Genomic DNA, 15,266 nt, shown 5'->3' on the forward strand with positions numbered 1-15,266 from the left:
GCGACCCAAGCAACCGAAGGGATCTCATTCATGGCACGCTCCGACGTCCTGGTCACCGCCGACTGGGCCGAGAGCAATCTCGATGCTGCAGGCGTCGTCTTCGTCGAGGTCGACGAGGACACCAGCGCCTACGACGGCGGGCACATCGCCGGTGCCGTGAAGTTGGACTGGAAGACCGACCTGCAGGACCCGGTCAAGCGCGACTTCGTCGATCAGCAGCAGTTCTCCAAGTTGCTGTCCGACCGCGGCATCGCCAACGACGACACCGTGGTCCTCTACGGCGGCAACAACAACTGGTTCGCTGCGTACGCGTACTGGTACTTCAAGCTGTACGGCCATCAGGACGTCCGGCTGCTCGACGGCGGCCGCAAGAAGTGGGAGCTCGACGGGCGTCCGCTGTCCTCGGAGCCCGTGCAGCGCCCGGCGACCTCCTACACCGCGGCTGCCCCGAACCACGCGATCCGCGCGTTCCGCGACGAGGTCATCGCGGCCATCGGCACCAAGAACCTCGTCGACGTCCGCTCCCCCGACGAGTTCTCCGGCAAGATCCTGGCCCCGGCGCACCTGCCGCAGGAGCAGAGCCAGCGGGCCGGGCACATCCCCACTGCCATCAACGTTCCGTGGAGCAAGGCCGCCAACGAGGACGGCACCTTCAAGTCCGACGAGGACCTCGAGAAGCTGTACGCGCAGGCCGGCCTGGACGGCACGAAGGAGACCATCGCCTACTGCCGGATCGGTGAGCGCTCGTCGCACACCTGGTTCGTCCTGCAGGAACTCCTCGGCCACCAAAACGTCAAGAACTACGACGGCAGTTGGACCGAATACGGCTCCCTGGTGGGGGCCCCGATCGAGTTGGGAAGTTGATATGTGCTCTGCACCGAAGCAAGGACTGACGTTGCCCTCCAGCGTCGACCTGGAGAAGGAGACCGTGATCACCGGTCGCGTCGTCGACGGCTCCGGTCATACCGTGGGCGGCGCCTTCGTCCGTCTGCTCGACGCCTCTGACGAATTCACCGCCGAGGTCGTCGCGTCGGCCACCGGTGACTTCCGGTTCTTCGCCGCGCCGGGCACCTGGACGCTGCGCGCGCTGTCCCCCGCGGGCAACGGTGACGCCAGCATCGCGCCGTCGGGCGCGGGCATCCACGAGGTCGACGTCAAGGTCGCCTAGTCGACCCGGCGTGGCCGCGATGCGGTGAGGTGCCCCGACGCATTCGGGGCTGCGCGACGCTCTAGACTCGACGTGTGGTGCTCTTCTACGAGATCCTGCTCGTCGCGGCGGTCGTCGTCATCACCTGGTTCGCGCTCTATGCGGTGTACCGGCTGATCACCGACGAGTTGTGACGGCAGACGAGAACCCCGTAAGCCCCGGTGAGGGAACGGGTTCGATCATTCCCGGGTCGGCGGACCGTGCGGTAGCCGCCGCTGCCGAGCGTGCCAAGGTGACGGCGGCGCGCAACCTGCCCTCGTTCGACGATCTGCCCATTCCCGCCGACACCGCGAACCTTCGCGAGGGCGTGAACCTCAACGACGCCCTGCTGGCGCTGCTACCGCTCGTTGGCGTCTGGCGCGGCGAGGGCACCGGGCGCGGCGCCGAGGGCGACTACCCGTTCGGGCAGCAGATCGTCGTGTCGCACGACGGCGGTGAGTACCTGAATTGGGAGGCACGGTCCTGGCTGCTGTCGGAGACCGGCGAGTACGAGGGACCGGCGTTGCGGGAGTCGGGCTTCTGGCGCTTCGTCAACGACCCGGAGGATCCGGCCGAATCCCAGGCCATCGAACTGCTCCTGGCGCACTCGGCCGGCTACGTCGAACTGTTCTACGGGCATCCGCGCAACCAGGCGTCCTGGGAACTGGCCACCGACGCGTTGGCGCGTAGCAAGTCCGGCGTTCTCGTCGGCGGGGCCAAGCGGCTGTACGGAATCATCGAGGGCGGCGACCTCGCCTACGTCGAGGAGCGCGTCGACGCCGACGGCGGGCTGGTGCCCCATCTGTCGGCTCGCCTCTCACGACACGTCGGCTGACGACACCACTTCGACGTCCCTAGACACGACGTCCCCAGACATGGAGCGGCCCCCGAGCCGTGGATCCTGGTTGGACGAACCAAGGGGCTCGGGGGCCGGGTGACTGCCGGGAATTCGCCAGCGCACGCTGGTCAACACCCGGTGCTGCTAGCGGGCAGCCACCTCACATGTCCATGAGTCAATCAATTTCTCGGACCACCTCCCTTCTCGTGTACCAGCGAAAGTACTCCCGAATGCGCGGGCCGACAACCGATTTAGACGGGTCGTTCACGGGCGGGCGGCCATCGCCTCGTCGATCAGCGCGGGGACGTCGATCATCGGCGGCGTCGTGTCCAACGGCCGCGCGTCCAACGTGTGCACGCGGGCTGCCAGCGTCACGCTCGACACCAGCCAAACACCGTGCGCTGCTTCAAGATCGGCGATCCGCAGCGAGCGTTCGACGCAGCTGACACCGCGCCCGCGGGCGACGTCGAACAGCGCCCGCGCGGTGATGCCCGGCAGGATCGGCAGCGTCGTCGGAGGCGTCAGCAGCACCCCGTCCCGATCGAGGACGACGACGCTGGAACGTGGCCCCTCCAAGACGAATCCGTCGGAGCTGACGAGCACGGCGTCACCGGCGCCGAGACGTTCGGCGTGGCGCAGCGCGGCAGCATAGATGCCGTAGGACAGCGACTTCGCGCCGGCGATCGACCACCCCGCCCCCGGCGCCGCGGGCAGGCCGCGGTCCACCGTCACGGCCGAGACCCCGTGTCCGCGCGCCTGCACGACCCGCGCCGGCAACTCCGACACCATGACGAAACCCGTCGCGCGACCAGACACCAGTCGCATCACGGCGTCGTCGGCGTCGGGCCAGCGGTCGCACGCGACGGCGACCGCGGCGCGCCACCGTGCGGCGTCGGGCGGCGGCAAGCCGACGATCGCGCTGGACCCCGCCAGCCGTTCGAGATGAGCGGCGAGCAGGCAGGGCACGCCGGCGCGCAGCAGCAGCGTCTCGAACACCCCGGCGCCGCGGGCCACCATCGGATCGTCGATCGCGACGAAGGGCTCACCCGGCGCGGCCACTTTGCCGTCCAGCGTGACGACGAGCGGGCTTCGGGTCGTCATGGGGCCAGAGGGTAGCCCGGCCCGACGGTCGTAGGCTGGAAGGATGTCCGCGATCCCCGTTCCCGAGCACAGTCCCGACGCCGGCGCCACCTGGCACTTCGGTGACCCGTTCGGTGAGCAGCGCGCCGCGCAGAGCGGTGTCGTGCTGGTGGACCGCTCGCACCGGCCGACGATCGCGCTGACGGGAGCCGACCGCCGCTCGTGGCTCCACACGATTTCGAGCCAGCACGTCGCCGACCTGCCCGACGGTGCGGTCGTGGAGAACCTCAGCCTCGACGCCCAGGGGCGTGTCGAAGATCACTGGCTGCAGACCCAGCTGGACGGGGTGACGATCATCGACACCGAACCGTGGCGCGGCGAACCCCTGCTGGCCTACCTGCGCAAGATGATCTTCTGGGCCGACGTCGTCGCCGAACCCGCCGAACTCGCGGTGCTGTCGCTGCTCGGCCCGCGCATCGGCGACGCCGCGGTGCTCGACGCGATCGGGGTGAGCGCGCTACCCGCCGTCGCCACCGCGGTGCCGCTGCCGGGCGGGGGTTTCGTCAGGACTCTGCGCGAGCAGGAAGTCGACCTGGTGGTGCCCCGCGCCGAGATCGCCCGGTGGCGCGACCGGCTGGTGGCCGCCGGGGTGCGACCCGTCGGCGTCTGGGCCTACGAAGCACACCGCGTGGCGTTGCTGCGGCCGCGTCTCGGCGTCGACACCGACGAGCGGACCATCCCCCACGAGGTGGGCTGGATCGGCGGGCCCGGCGAAGGCGCCGTGCACCTGGACAAGGGGTGCTACCGCGGCCAGGAGACCGTCGCGCGCGTGCACAACCTCGGCAAACCGCCCCGCATGCTGGTGCTGCTGCACCTGGACGGGTCGGCCGACCGGCCCGCGACGGGTGATCCGGTGCTCGCGGGTGGGCGCGCCATCGGGCGGCTCGGGACGGTCGTCGACCACGTCGACCTCGGCCCGATCGCGACCGCCCTACTGAAGCGCGGTGTGCCCGCCGACGTCGAGCTGACCACCGGCGGCGAGCATGCCGTCAGCGCCCTGATCGACGCCGATTCGCTGCCCGCGGACACCGGAATCGGGGCCGGACGCCTGGCCGTGGAACGTCTGCGAAGCAATCAGCGTTGACGTTGAACGTCGCCGCGCCCGTCGTGGGGATGGCCCTGCCAGCATCAGACCGTCAGGCACGGTAAAGTGTTGACAGGACGATAAACACACTCAGATCGGAGCCGCCCGCTGATCGGGCCGCTCCGTTATTGCGCGAGGGGGTCCCCCATGGGCCGCGGCCGGGCGAAGGCGAAGCAGACGAAGGTCGCTCGTGACCTGAAGTACAGCTCGCCACAAACCGATTTCCAACGGTTACAGCAGGAACTGGGCGGTTCCGGTTCCCCCGAGCCGGATGGTCTCAACGGTGACGGTGCACTGGACGACCGTTGGGTCGACGACGATGACTGGCGCCGCTGAGGTTCTCCCGAACCACGTCCTCGACGACGCTCAGAACCTCGGGTGCTGCCCGACCAACTGAGCGCGCGACTCCCCCTTGCCACCCTTCTTGACGGTGCCGAGAGTCCAGCAATCGAGGTGGCGCGCGGTCAGCACGGCCAGCGCACGGTCGGTGTCCTCCGGCGCGACGATGGCGACCATGCCGACGCCCATGTTGAACGTCTTGTCCATCTCGGCGCGCTCGATGCGACCGCGCTGCGCGATCATCGCGAAAACCGGTGCGGGAGTCCAGGTTCCGCGATCCAACTCGGCGCACAGCCCGTTCGGGATGACGCGTTCCAGGTTGCCCGCCAACCCACCACCGGTGACGTGGCAGAACGTGCGCACCTGCGTCTCGGCGGTGAGCGCCAGACAGTCCTTGGCGTAGATCCTGGTCGGCTCGAGCAACTCCTCGCCGAGGGTGCGACCGAACTCCTCGACGTGCCCGGCCAGGTTGCCCCGGTCGATCTCCAGCAGCACCTTGCGCGCCAGCGAGTAGCCGTTGGAGTGCAGGCCGGTCGACGCCATGCCGATCAGGACGTCGCCCGGCTTGACCCGATCCGGACCGAGGACGTCGTCGGCCTCCACCACGCCGATGCCGGTGGCCGAGATGTCGTAGTGGTCGGGCGCCATCAACCCGGGATGTTCGGCGGTCTCGCCGCCGAGCAGCGCGCAGCCGGCGATGACACAGCCGTCGGCAATTCCCGAGACGATCTCGGCCACCCGCTCGGGCACCGTGCGACCGACCGCGATGTAGTCCTGCAGGAACAGCGGCTCGGCGCCGCACACCACGAGGTCGTCGACGACCATCGCGACCAGGTCGAGCCCGACCGTGTCGTGCTTGTCCATGGCCTGGGCGATCGCCAGTTTCGTGCCGACGCCGTCGGTCGAGGAGGCCAGCAGCGGTTCGCGGTAGCCGTCCCGCAGGGCGAACAGGCCGGCGAAACCGCCGAGGCCACCCCGCACCTCGGGTCGGGTCGCCTTCCGCGCCAGCGGTTTGAACAGTTCGACCGCGCGGTCACCTGCTTCGATGTCCACGCCGGCAGCTGCGTAGGAGGCGCCGCCGCCCTCGGCCGTCTGATCCTCGCTCATCGCGCCCAAGGGTACCGGTCACGTCGAACGCGTTGCACACACCATGGTTTCCGCCGCGTGTACGTCTTGCGGCGGCCCCGGGCGCCGGCCAGGACGCACCGAATCCCGCTTACCCGTTTGAGTAGGCCGTTGGACGGACATCTGTAGCACATGCCAGACACGCAAACGCGCTCCCTCGTCACCGGTGCGACCGGCTACATCGGCGGCAACCTCGCTGCTTTGCTGGTTGAGCGCGGCCATACGGTTCGGGCCATGGCCCGCACGCCCGAGAAGCTCCGCGACGCGGCCTGGCACGACAAGGTCGAGGTCGCGAAGGGCGACCTGACCGACCCCGACTCCCTCGTCGCGGCGTTCGACGGCGTCGACGTCGTCTACTACCTCGTGCACTCCATGGGGACGTCGTCGGACTTCGTCAAGGAGGAGGAGCGCTCCGCCCACAACGTCGCCAAGGCAGCCAAGGCGGCGGGCGTCCGTCGCATCGTCTACCTGTCGGGTCTGCACCCCGAGGGCAAACTGTCGCGGCACCTGCAGTCGCGCAACACCGTCGCCAAGATCCTCATCGAGTCCGGTGTCGAGACCGTCGTGCTGCAGGCCGGCATCGTGATCGGTTCCGGTTCGGCGTCGTTCGAGATGATCCGCCACCTCACCGACCGGCTGCCGGTCATGACGACCCCCAAGTGGGTGCGCAACAAGATCCAGCCGATCTCGATCGACGACGTGCTGTACTACCTCGCGGAGGCGGCCACGGCCGACGTGCCGGAGTCGCGCACCTATGACGTCGGATGCCCCGACGTCCTCGAATACGGCGACGCCATGCAGATCTACGCCGAGGAGGCGGGTCTGCGCCGGCGCGTCATCGTCGCGCTCCCCCTGCTGACCCCGAGCATCGCCAGCTGGTGGGTGGGTCTGGTGACGCCCATCCCGTCCGGTCTGGCGCGTCCGCTGGTGGAATCGCTGGAGCACGACGCGGTCATGTCTGAGCACGACATCGACGGCGTCATTCCGCCGCCGGAGGGCGGGCTGACCAACTACCGGGACTCGGTGCGCAAGGCGCTGCAAAGCGACGGCACCGCGGGCAACGGCCACCGCCACCTGATCAGGTTCAGCTCGACGGCACCGCAGTAAGGCGACGGCGGAGCCGTCAGGGGCGACGAAGCGCGGAGGCGTTGTCGTTGTCGACCTGCACCGGCATCCCGCTGCGGGCGGCATTGGCCAGCATGTGCTCGATGACGTTCTTGCCGAGCGCGGACTCGCTGGGCAGCTCAATCGGGTAGTTGCCGTCGAAGCACGCCGAGCACAGCCGCGACGCGGGCTGCTCGGTGGCGGCGATCATGCCCTGCTGCGAGATGTAGGTGAGGCTGTCGGCGCCGATGGCGCGGCGGACCGAGTCGAGCATCTCGTCCTCGTTGGCACCGGAGTTCGAGGCGTTGGCGATCAGCTCGGCGGGCGTGGCGAAGTCGATGCCGTAGAAGCAGGGCCACTTGACCGGCGGGGACGCGATGCGGACGTGGACCTCGACCGCGCCGGCCTCGCGCAGCATCCGGATCAGCGCGCGCTGGGTGTTGCCACGCACGATCGAGTCGTCCACCACGATGAGGCGCTTGCCGCGGATGACTTCCTTCAGCGGGTTGAGCTTGAGCCGGATGCCGAGCTGCCGGATGGTCTGCGAGGGCTGGATGAACGTGCGTCCTACGTAGGCGTTCTTCATCAGGCCCTGGCCGAACGGGATGCCGGACTCCTGCGCGTAGCCGACGGCCGCCGGGGTGCCGGACTCCGGTACGCCGATGACGAGGTCGGCCTCGACGGGGGCCTCCCTGGCCAGCCGCCTGCCGATGTCGACGCGGGTGGCGTGCACCGAGCGTCCGCCGATGACGCTGTCGGGCCGGGCGAGATAGACGTACTCGAACACGCAGCCCTTGGGCGTCGGGTTCGCGAAGCGGGTCGAGCGCACGCCGTCGGCGTCGATCGCCAGCAGCTCGCCGGGTTCGATGTCCCGCACGAAGGCGGCGCCGACGATGTCGAGCGCCGCGGTCTCGGATGCCACCACCCAGCCGCGGTCGAGCCTGCCGAGTGACAGCGGCCTGACGCCGTGGGGGTCGCGGGCGGCATAGAGCGTGTTCTCGTCCATGAAGGTCAGGCAGAACGCGCCGCGGACGGTCGGCAGCAGTTCGAGTGCGGCCTGCTCGAGCGTGGCGTCGGCCGCGCCGTGGGCCAGCAGCGCCCCGAGGATGTCGGAGTCGGTGGTCGCGGCCGTCGCCCCGCGCATGCCGATCAGGCCGGCGTCACGGGCGCGGGTCGAGAGTTCGGTGGTGTTGACGAGGTTGCCGTTGTGTCCGAGGGCGACGCCGGTTCCGGCCGCGGTGTTGCGAAACACCGGCTGCGCGTTCTCCCAGGTCGTCGAGCCGGTGGTCGAGTAGCGGCAGTGGCCGATCGCGACGTGGCCCTCCATCGCGGCCAGCGTCTGCTCGTCGAACACCTGGCTGACGAGGCCGAGGTCCTTGAACACCAGCACCTGCGAGCCGTCGGCGACGGCGATGCCCGCCGCCTCCTGGCCCCTGTGCTGCAGGGCATACAGGCCGTAGTAGGTGAGCTTCGCCACGTCCTCGCCGGGTGCCCAGACGCCGAAGACGCCACATTCCTCTTTGGGGTCGTTCTCCGTCTGCTCGATGTGCTCGGCGGTCACGATCAGTCTGCTCCCTGGGGCTGTGGCGGCGTGGCTCAGTCTACGGTCAACGCGCCGCGAAGGGGGAATCGGAGCGACGTGTCGGTGCACGGTGCAACGCGCCGGGTCGGCCGTTCATTTCGGGAGGTCGACGAGCGGTAGCCAGTCGGCGATCTCGCCCGCGCGCGATCCCGAGGACTGCACCGCCCCGCGCGCGGTCGCCTCGGCCACGGTGAGCAGACCGGTGGCCAGCAGGAGCCAGGTGCGGGGATCGGTCTCGACGACGTTCGGCGGGTTCCCGCGGGTGTGTGACAGACCCGAAATGCATTGCACCGCAACGAAGGGCGGCACCCGCACCTCGACACTGGCCCCGGGGGCCAGCACCGGCAGCGTGCGAGCGGTGAGCCGCACCGCCTCGGCGAGGACGGCCCGCTCCGGCGGCGCCACGGTGTCGTCGCGCAACCAGTCGGCCAGTGCCGACACCGCGGCGCGCGTCTTCGTCGGATCCGCGGCGGGTCGAGCGGCCATGCCCCTAGCCTCCCAGGACGGCGGTCACCCGAACAGGGCGGGCAGCACGCCTTCGGAGGTGCGGCGCAGTTCGTCCAGGCTCACGGTGAACTGGCCCTGGACCTCGATCGAATCGCTGCCCTCGTCGACCACGCCGATGCGCTCGGCGGGCAGACCGCGCGCCTCGCACATGGCGCGGAAGCGGCTCTCCTCGGTACGCGGCACGGCGACCAGCACCCGGCCCGCCGACTCCGAGAACAGGAATGTGAACGGGCCCCCGTCCTGCTGAAAGCCCTCGGGAATGACGATGCGACAACCGGTTTCGCCGGCCAGCGCGGCCTCGACGACGGCCTGCATCAGTCCGCCCTCGGACAGGTCGTGCGCGGCCGAGACCAGCCCGTCGCGCGATGCCGCGACGAGGACCTCGCCGAGCAGTCGTTCGCGGTCCAGGTCGACCTGCGGGGGTAGGCCGCCGAGGTGGTCGGCGGTGACCTGGGCCCAGACCGAACCGTCGAACTCGTCGCGGGTGTCGCCGAGCAGCATCAGCGTCTCCCCCGGCTCGGTGCCGAACCCCGTGGGGATGCGCCGGCGGACGTCGTCGATCACGCCAAGTACCCCGACGACGGGCGTCGGGAGGATGGCGGTGGTCCCGGTCTGGTTGTAGAAGCTCACGTTGCCGCCGGTGACCGGAATGCCAAGGGCCGCACAGCCATCCGCCAGACCTCGGACGGCCTGGGAGAACTGCCACATGACGCCCGGATCCTCGGGGGAGCCGAAGTTGAGGCAGTTGGTGACGGCGACCGGCGTCGCGCCGGTGACCGCGACGTTGCGGTAGGCCTCGGCGAGCGCGAGTTGGGCTCCGGTGTAGGGGTCGAGGTAGGTGTAGCGGCCGGAGGCGTCGGTGGAGATGGCCACGCCGCGGCCGGTGGCCTCGTCGATGCGCAGGACGCCACCGTCGGCGTGTTCGGCGAGCACGGTGTTGCCGCGGACGTAGCGGTCGTACTGCTCGGTGATGAACGCCCGGCTGCACAGGTGCGGGCTGCCCAGGAGTCGCAGCAGCGTCTCGCGCAAGTCCTCACCGGTGGAGGGCCGCGGAATCGAGGCCGACGTATCGGCGTTGAGGTCGTCCTGCGTGTCGGGCCGCTCGACGGGGCGTTCGTAGACCGGGCCCTCGTGCGCGACCGTCCGCGGCGGCACGTCGACGACGGTCTCGCCGTGCCAGGTGATCTGGAGGCGATCACCGTCGGTGACCTCGCCGATGACGGTGGCCAGCACCTCCCACTTGCGGCACACCGCCATGAACGCGTCGACGTTCTCGGGCGCCACCACCGCGCACATGCGTTCCTGCGACTCGCTGGACAGCACCTCGGCGGGGGTCATGAACTTGGCCCGCAGCGGCACCTTGTCGAGCTCGATCGCCATGCCGCCGTCACCGGCCGACGCGAGTTCGGAAGTGGCACAGGACAATCCGGCGCCGCCGAGATCCTGGATGCCGATCACCAGGCCGGCTGCGTACAGCTCGAGGCAGCACTCGATGAGCACCTTCTCCATGAACGGGTCACCGACCTGCACGCTGGGCAGCTTCTTGCGGCCGGATCCGGACTCGTCACCGCCGAAGGTCTCCGACGCCAGCACCGACACGCCGCCGATGCCGTCGAGCCCGGTCCGGGCGCCGAACAGGATGATCTTGTTGCCGGTGCCCGACGCGAAGGCCAGGTGCAGGTCCTCCTTGCGGAGCACGCCGAGGCACAGCGCGTTCACCAGCGGGTTGCCGGCGTAGGACGGATCGAAGATGGTCTCGCCGCCAATGTTGGGCAGCCCCAAGGAGTTTCCATATCCGCCGACGCCGCGCACCACGCCGTCGAGGACGCGGCGGGTGTCGGGGGCATCGGCGGCTCCGAAGCGCAGCTGGTCCATCACCGCGACCGGGCGCGCGCCCATGGCCATGATGTCGCGGACGATGCCGCCGACCCCGGTCGCCGCGCCCTGGTAGGGCTCCACGTAGGACGGGTGATTGTGCGACTCGACCTTGAACGTCACCGCCCAGCCGTCGCCGATGTCCACCACGCCGGCGTTCTCGCCGATGCCCGCGAGCATCGAGGACCGCATCTCGTCGGTGGTCGTCTCACCGAAGTAGCGCAGGTGCACCTTGGAGGACTTGTAGGAGCAGTGCTCGCTCCACATCACGGAGTACATCGCCAGCTCGGCGTCGGTGGGCCGACGGCCGAGGATGCCGCGGATCCGTTCGTACTCGTCGTCCTTGAGACCGAGTTCGCGAAACGGCTGCGGTTGGTCGGGGGTGGTAGCGGCTTGCTCGACAGTGTCCACTTCGTGGGTTGACCCGGACGTCACGAAGATCAGTCTATTGGCTCCGGCCCGGTCGACTGCACGAGCGGGCGGAACCGGTCAGCCGGGCGCCAGGAACGCCCGCAGCGCGGCGGCGTAGGCGACGACGTCGGAGGCGCCCATCAGTTCCCTCGCCGAGTGCATCGCCAACTGCGCGGCGCCGACGTCGACCGTCGGAATCCCGGTGCGCGCGGCCGTCATCGGCCCGATCGTCGAACCGCACGGCAGATCGGCGCGATGCTCGTAGCGCTGCAGCGGCACCCCGGCCTGCGCGCATGCCAGCGCGAACGCCGCGGCGGTCCGTCCGTCGGTGGCATAGCGCAGATTGGGCTGCACCTTGAGCACCGGGCCGCCGTTGACCTCGATGAGGTGGCTCGGCTCGTGCCGTTCCGGATAGTTCGGATGGGTGGCGTGCGCCATGTCGCCCGAGGCCACCATCGATCCGGCGAGCCGACGCAGGAAGTCCTCGCGGGTGCCGCCCGCGGCGAGGACCACCCGCTCGAGCACCGTCGGCAGCAGCTCGGACTGGGCACCGTGATCCGAGGTGGAGCCGACCTCCTCGTGGTCGAACAGCGCCAGCACCGGCACGTACCCGGCGGGCTCGGCGGCCAGGAACGCGGCCAGCCCGGCATAGCAGGTGCCCTGGTTGTCCAACCGCGGCGCGCTGACGAGGTCGCGGTCCGCACCGACGAGCGTCGATCCGGTCAGATCGTGGGTCATCAGGTCGGCGGCGAGCACGGCTCGCGGGTCCACGTCGGCGCGCTCGGCGACGTAGTCGACGAAGGACCGGGTGGCGCCCCCGGTCCCCCACACGGCGTTGAGGTGGCGCTGCGGGTTGAGCTCGACACCCTTGCGGTCCTCGGAGAGGTGGATCGCCAGCTGCGGCACCCGCAGGATCGGATCGTCGATGCGGACCAGCACGTCCTCGATGCCGTTGCCGATCCGCAGCGACAGTCGCCCGCTGATGCCGAGGTCGCGGTCCAGCCAGGAGTTCAGCCAGGCGCCCCCGTACGGCTGCAGCGCGACGACCTGCCAGCCCGCGACCACCCGGTCGGGGTGCTGCTTGACCCGCAGGTTCGGGCTGTCGGTGTGGCCGCCCACGATGCGGAACGGGGCGCCCGCCTCACCCGCCTTCCACGCCACCAGGGAGCCAGCGCGGACGGTGAAGTAGTCGTCGTCCCCGCCCGGCCAGGGGTCGGCCTCCCGCAGTTCGACGAAGCCCGCCGCGCGCAGTCGGTCCGCGACCGTGGCGCAGACGTGGAAGGGCGACGGTGACGCGTCGACGAACGCGCAGAGACCCTCTGGCGACGCGTCGAACGGGGCGCTTGACATGAGCCCATCCTTACCCCACCACGGGGCCGCCGCGGCAGTAGGGTCACCTCGTGACCCGCCGTCCGCAGCCCGTTCTCACCGCGCTGACGCCCGCGGCGATCTTCCTCGTGGTCACCGTGGACGACGGCGGCGAGGAGACGGTCCACGACGCGTTCGCCGATCTGTCCGGTCTGGTGCGCGCGGTCGGATTCCGCAATCCCGCAGCACATCTCAACCTCGTGACGGGCATCGGCTCGGCCGCGTGGGATCGCCTCTTCGACGGCCCGCGCCCGGCGGCGCTGCACCCGTTCCCCGAACTGCGCGGCGAGCGGCACAACGCGCCGTCCACGGCGGGCGACCTCCTCTTCCACGTACGCGCCGAGTCGATGGACGTGTGCTTCGAACTCGGCGGTCGCGTGCTGGCCTCGATGGCGGGCGCGGTGACGGTCGTCGACGAGGTGCACGGCTTCAAGTTCTTCGAGCAGCGCGACCTGCTCGGATTCGTCGACGGCACCGAGAATCCGGACGGGCCGGACGCCGTCGAGGCGGTGCAGATCGGTGACGACGACCCGGACTTCGCCGGGGCGAGCTACGTCGTCGTGCAGAAGTACGTTCACGACATGGACGCGTGGAATGCGTTGAGCGTCAACGACCAAGAGCTCGTGATCGGTCGCACCAAGCTCGAGGACATCGAGCTGCCCGACGACGTCAAGCCCGCCAATTCCCATCTCGCGCTCAACGTCATCGCCGACGCCGACGGCAACGAGCTCCAGATCGTCAGGGCCAACATGCCCTTCGGCACCCTGGGCAACGGCGAATCGGGCACCTACTACATCGCCTACGCGGCGGATCCGGCCGTGCCGGAGCGCATGCTGCGCAACATGTTCCTCGGGGACCCGCCTGGCAACACCGATCGCATCCTGGACTTCTCGACCGCGCGGACCGGCACCACGTTCTTCGTCCCCACCGCGGACTTCCTCGACGACCCGCCGCCGCTGCCCGCCGTCGCCGCCGGCCCACCCGCACCGACCCCACCCTTAGACGGCTCCCTGTCGATCGGCAGTTTGAAAGGACGACCCCAATGAACGACTTCTATCGCGATCTGGCCCCGGTCACCAAGGCGGCCTGGCGGGAGATCGAGCAGGAGGCGACGCGAACGTTCAAGCGGCACATCGCCGGTCGTCGCGTCGTCGACGTCAGCGACCCGGGCGGACCCACCGCCGCCGCAGTCGGCACCGGCCATCTGCTCGACGTCGCGGCCCCCGGTGACGGCATCGTCGCCCACCTGCGGGAGAGCAAGCCACTGGTGCGCCTGCTCGAGCCGTTCACGATTGCGCGCGTCGACATCGACGACGTCGAGCGCGGCTCCCAGGACTCCGACTGGGACCCCGTCAAGGCCGCGGCCAAGAAGCTGGCGTTCGCCGAGGACCGCGCCATCTTCGAGGGCTACGAGGCGGCCGGCATCCAGGGCGTCCGGGCGGCGAGCTCGAACCCCGCACTGACGCTGCCGCAGGATCCCCGCGACATCCCCGACGTCATCTCCCAGGCGCTGTCAGCGCTGCGGCTCGCCGGCGTGGACGGTCCGTACGCGGTGCTGCTGTCGGCCGAGGTGTACACCAAGGTCAGCGAGACCACCGCGAACGGCTATCCCATCCTCGAGCACATCAACCGGCTCGTCGACGGTGACATCATCTGGGCGCCCGCGATCGACGGCGCGTTCGTGCTGTCGACCCGCGGCGGGGACTTCGACCTGCAGCTCGGCACCGACGTGTCGATCGGCTACCTCACCCACGATGCGGTCACCGTGCAGCTGTACCTCGAGGAGACGCTGACGTTCCTCTGCTACACCGCCGAGGCGTCGGTCCCGCTGACCCACTAGCCCACGCCGCGCACGCTCGCGGCACTCCGGGGTTATGGAATATGCGGTCCAATACCTGGGTTCTGGTGTTCGGCTTCATCACCACATCAACGCCCAGGAGGCGAGCCCCATGACGAACACACTCACCGGGAAGACCGCATTGGTCACGGGAGCGACCGCTGGCATCGGCTACGCGATCGCCGTCCAACTGGCCGCCGAGGGCGCCGAGGTCGTCGTGCACGGCCGCAATGCCGAGCGTGGCGCCAAGACCGTCCAGGACATCGAAAACGCCGGGGGCAAGGCACGTTTCGTGGCCGCCGACGTCTCCAACGTAGCCGACGTCCGTCGGCTCGCCGACGAGGCGGGCGACGTCGACATCCTGGTCAACAACGCGGGCATCTACCGCTTCGCCCCGACGGTCGACACGACCGACGCCGACTTCGACGACCAGATCGACACCAACCTGAGGGCGCCATACGTCCTGGTGCAGAAACTGGTGCCCGGCATGATCGCGCGCGGCGGCGGCAACGTCGTCAACATCACCACGGTCGTGGCGTCGACCCCCGCCGCCGGCGCCGGCATCTACGGTGCGAGCAAGGCGGCCCTCGAATCGCTGACCAAGCTGTGGGCCGATGAGTTCGGGACCAGTGGCGTGCGGGTCAACGCCGTTGCCCCGGGCCCCACGCAGACGCCCGGCACCGCCGCGTTCGAGGCCGACCTCATCGAGGGACTGGGACGTGGCACCGCACTCGGACGTACGGCCGAGGCCGAGGAGATCGCCCACGTCGTGACCTTCGTCGCGTCCCCGGCGGCGAGCTACGTGAACGGCGCCATCCTCACCGTCGGTGGCGGCGGGCAGGCGCTACGCCCGGTCGCCTAACCCTGGCG

15 protein-coding genes are annotated in these 15,266 nt (G+C 69.8%); 9 read left to right on the forward strand and 6 right to left on the reverse strand.

Annotated features, from left to right (window positions below):
* Positions 1–30: 30 nt before the first annotated feature.
* The 3 genes from G6N60_RS23275 to G6N60_RS23285 all read left to right on the forward strand — a co-directional run bounded on the left by G6N60_RS23275 (position 31) and on the right by G6N60_RS23285 (position 2,021).
* Entirely contained in the window at positions 31–864 is an 834-nt protein-coding gene (locus G6N60_RS23275; protein WP_163741668.1) for a sulfurtransferase, read from the forward strand.
* A 1-nt stretch (position 865) separates the two neighbouring features.
* The gene (locus G6N60_RS23280) at positions 866–1,168 is read left to right on the forward strand and encodes a DUF1416 domain-containing protein (protein WP_163741670.1); all 303 of its coding nucleotides are present in this window, start codon (positions 866–868) and stop codon (positions 1,166–1,168) included.
* A gap of 169 nt (positions 1,169–1,337) precedes the next feature.
* The gene (locus G6N60_RS23285) at positions 1,338–2,021 is read left to right on the forward strand and encodes a heme-binding beta-barrel domain-containing protein (RefSeq protein ID WP_179969733.1); all 684 of its coding nucleotides are present in this window, start codon (positions 1,338–1,340) and stop codon (positions 2,019–2,021) included.
* Between the two features lie 267 nt (positions 2,022–2,288).
* Here G6N60_RS23285 and G6N60_RS23290 read toward each other — a convergent pair whose 3' ends face one another.
* Complete coding sequence (locus G6N60_RS23290) at positions 2,289–3,125, reverse strand: aminodeoxychorismate lyase (RefSeq protein WP_163741672.1); 837 nt, start codon at positions 3,123–3,125, stop codon at positions 2,289–2,291.
* 43 nt (positions 3,126–3,168) lie between these two features.
* Here G6N60_RS23290 and ygfZ point away from each other — a divergent pair, with 43 nt between their 5' ends.
* Both ygfZ and G6N60_RS23300 read left to right on the forward strand, forming a co-directional pair.
* Positions 3,169–4,248 (forward strand): CAF17-like 4Fe-4S cluster assembly/insertion protein YgfZ, encoded by a 1,080-nt coding sequence (gene ygfZ / locus G6N60_RS23295; RefSeq protein WP_163741675.1) that lies wholly within the window; start codon positions 3,169–3,171, stop codon positions 4,246–4,248.
* A gap of 147 nt (positions 4,249–4,395) precedes the next feature.
* Positions 4,396–4,584: a DUF3073 domain-containing protein gene (locus G6N60_RS23300; protein WP_163741677.1), complete on the forward strand. Its 189-nt coding sequence runs from the start codon at positions 4,396–4,398 to the stop codon at positions 4,582–4,584.
* A gap of 30 nt (positions 4,585–4,614) precedes the next feature.
* Here the strand turns inward: G6N60_RS23300 and purM are convergent, their stop codons facing one another.
* Positions 4,615–5,694, reverse strand: coding sequence for a phosphoribosylformylglycinamidine cyclo-ligase (gene purM / locus G6N60_RS23305; protein ID WP_163741679.1), 1,080 nt, complete (start codon positions 5,692–5,694; stop codon positions 4,615–4,617).
* 150 nt (positions 5,695–5,844) lie between these two features.
* Between purM and G6N60_RS23310 the strand changes: the two genes are divergently transcribed.
* On the forward strand, positions 5,845–6,819 hold the full coding sequence (locus G6N60_RS23310; RefSeq protein ID WP_163741681.1) for an NAD(P)H-binding protein: 975 nt from the start codon (positions 5,845–5,847) through the stop codon (positions 6,817–6,819).
* A 16-nt stretch (positions 6,820–6,835) separates the two neighbouring features.
* Here the strand turns inward: G6N60_RS23310 and purF are convergent, their stop codons facing one another.
* From purF to G6N60_RS23330, 4 genes are all read right to left on the reverse strand, one after another.
* Entirely contained in the window at positions 6,836–8,377 is a 1,542-nt protein-coding gene (gene purF, locus G6N60_RS23315; protein ID WP_163741683.1) for an amidophosphoribosyltransferase, read from the reverse strand.
* 114 nt (positions 8,378–8,491) lie between these two features.
* Positions 8,492–8,884: a sterol carrier family protein gene (locus tag G6N60_RS23320; RefSeq protein ID WP_163741685.1), complete on the reverse strand. Its 393-nt coding sequence runs from the start codon at positions 8,882–8,884 to the stop codon at positions 8,492–8,494.
* A 24-nt stretch (positions 8,885–8,908) separates the two neighbouring features.
* The gene (gene purL / locus G6N60_RS23325) at positions 8,909–11,215 is read right to left on the reverse strand and encodes a phosphoribosylformylglycinamidine synthase subunit PurL (RefSeq protein ID WP_163741687.1); all 2,307 of its coding nucleotides are present in this window, start codon (positions 11,213–11,215) and stop codon (positions 8,909–8,911) included.
* Positions 11,216–11,269: 54 nt separating this feature from the next.
* Positions 11,270–12,541, reverse strand: a complete 1,272-nt coding sequence (locus G6N60_RS23330) for a M18 family aminopeptidase (RefSeq protein ID WP_163741690.1) — start codon at positions 12,539–12,541, stop codon at positions 11,270–11,272.
* Positions 12,542–12,591: 50 nt separating this feature from the next.
* Between G6N60_RS23330 and G6N60_RS23335 the strand changes: the two genes are divergently transcribed.
* From G6N60_RS23335 to G6N60_RS23345, 3 genes are all read left to right on the forward strand, one after another.
* Positions 12,592–13,605: a Dyp-type peroxidase gene (locus G6N60_RS23335; protein ID WP_163741692.1), complete on the forward strand. Its 1,014-nt coding sequence runs from the start codon at positions 12,592–12,594 to the stop codon at positions 13,603–13,605.
* On the forward strand, positions 13,602–14,399 hold the full coding sequence (locus tag G6N60_RS23340; RefSeq protein ID WP_163741694.1) for a family 1 encapsulin nanocompartment shell protein: 798 nt from the start codon (positions 13,602–13,604) through the stop codon (positions 14,397–14,399). Before G6N60_RS23335 ends, G6N60_RS23340 begins: the two co-directional genes overlap by 4 nt.
* Before the next feature lie 109 nt (positions 14,400–14,508).
* Positions 14,509–15,258 carry an SDR family NAD(P)-dependent oxidoreductase gene (locus tag G6N60_RS23345; RefSeq protein ID WP_163741696.1) on the forward strand — a complete coding sequence of 250 codons (750 nt, stop codon included), beginning with the start codon at positions 14,509–14,511 and terminating at the stop codon, positions 15,256–15,258.
* Positions 15,259–15,266 lie beyond the last annotated feature (8 nt).

Origin of the sequence: Mycolicibacterium madagascariense (assembly GCF_010729665.1) — a bacterium.
GTDB classification, from domain to species: Bacteria; Actinomycetota; Actinomycetes; order Mycobacteriales; family Mycobacteriaceae; genus Mycobacterium; species Mycobacterium madagascariense.